The organism is Methylomonas sp. BG-2 (assembly GCF_057766305.1).
The window spans coordinates 1-2,039 of record NZ_JBYMAP010000404.1; the positions used below are offsets into that span (position 1 = coordinate 1).

The 2,039-nt window shown below is 58.5% G+C and carries 1 protein-coding gene; it reads left to right on the plus strand.

What is annotated here, in order from left to right:
- Positions 1-34 precede the first annotated feature (34 nt).
- On the plus strand, positions 35-2,039 hold a 2,005-nt coding region (locus tag AC3B8H_RS20670; protein ID WP_488443400.1), incomplete at its 3' end, for a PAS domain S-box protein.

Sequence of the window (2,039 nt, forward strand, 5' to 3'; positions counted from 1 at the left end):
CGCAATCCTCGAGAGTTATTCCATTGCGCTCATTATGGTCAAGGAAGGACATATTGTCTGGGCCAATCGGGCCATGCATGCCATGTTCGGTTACGATCGGAACGAATTGATAGGGCAACCCACCCGAATTCTGTTCGTAGATCAGGAGAGCTACGATGCATTCGGCAGGGAGGCGTATGCGCTGATCGAACAACAGCAATCCTATAACGGCAGCTTTCCGCAAAAACGCAAGGACGGCAGCGTGGGTTGGTACGAATTCAACGTCTCCCACCTCACCGGTCACCCCGATATGGCGGTGGGCGCGATTGTCGACCGAACCGCGAGCCACCAAACGCGCCAGTTGCTCGAGGAGAGCGAATCGCGCTACCGGATGGTGGTGGAAGACCAAACCGAGGTCATAAGCCGCATCTCGCCCGACGGCACCTTCGTCTTCGTGAATGACGTCTATTGCCGCTTGTTCGGGAAAACCCGCCAGGAACTGATCGGCCAACGCTGGCAGCCGGTTGCGCATCCGGCCGATCTGGCGATGATCGAAGCCAGATTGAGTCGAATGTCGCCCGACCACCGGGTTGTGTTCGTTGAGAATCGGGTATTTGTTGCGGGAGGGGCGCTGCGCTGGATGCAATTCGTGAACCGGGGTATCTACGACGCCGGCGGCCAGCTGAAGGAAATCCAGTCGGTGGGCAGGGATATCACCCGCCTGAAGGAAATAGAGAACGGCTTGCGCGAAAGCGAGGCCCAATTGCAGCGAGCCCAAGCGGTCGGCCGCATTGGCAGTTTCCAGATGGACGTTAACAGCGACGTGTTCAAGATCACCCAAGAAACCGCCCGCCTGTTCGACCTTGACGATAATCACGTTGCGACGGTCGATGTCTGGTTCGCGCGGGTCCATCCCGAAGACAGGGACAAAGCCGAAGCCGCCTGGTTCGCGGCATTGCAGGGAGCGCCGTACGACGTGATCTACCGCATCTTGGTGCGGGGGGAAATCCGCTGGATCCGCGCCTTGGCCGAACTCGAATTCGATCAGCAAGGACAATGGCTTAGCGCCGTCGGGACGGTACAGGACATCACCGATCTGAAACAAGTCGAAGCGGCGCTGGTGAAAGCTCAGCAGCATGCCGAGCAGGCCAATCGGGCCAAGACCCGCTTCCTAGCCGCGGCCAGCCACGACTTGCGTCAGCCGCTCCAGGTCATCCTGTTACTGATCGAAGTGTTGAAAGCCAATGGCCTGAGCGATACGCAACAAGACATCGTCCAGCAGTTATCGCATTCCTCCAGGGCCCTCGGCGACATCCTCAACCAATTGCTTGACATGTCCGAGCTCGAGACCGGCAATATCCAGGCGACCCCGGAGCCGGTCCGTACCGAGGACTTACTCGGTACAATCGCCGAGGAATTCTCGTCTTTGGCGGCCGCCAAGCAGTTGCGGCTGAATCTGCATCGGTCGCACCGCTGTTCGCTGCTGTTTACCGATCAGCAGCTATTGATGAACTTGCTGCGCAATCTGGTCGGCAATGCCGTGAAATTTACAGAACGGGGCCGCATGCTGATTGCCGTCCGCCGCCGAGGCAACCGGGCGCTGATTCAGGTCTGGGACACCGGGATTGGCATCCCCCGGCAAGCCCTGAATACCGTCTTCGACGAATACGTCCAGATCAACAATCCGGAGCGGGATCGAGCGAAAGGCGTCGGCCTGGGGCTATCCATCAGCAAACGCTTGGCCCGATTGCTGGATACCGAAATCCGTTGTCGCTCGGAGCTGGGACGGGGATCGGTATTCGAATTCAGCGTAGCTCTGCGCGTGGATAGCCGAACCGAAGACGGTGCGTTGACGACAGCGAACACGGCCAGAAATATCCGCGACCTGTCGCCTCGGAAACGGATCCTGATCATTGAGGATGATCCCGATCTCGCCAAAGCAATAACACTCGCTTTCGAAACGCAAGGCTTTCGGGTGCTGATCTTCCATTCCGCCGAGGAAGCGCTGGCAAGTCCGGCACTTTGCGCCGCGGATTATTACCTTTGCGACTACCGCCTTC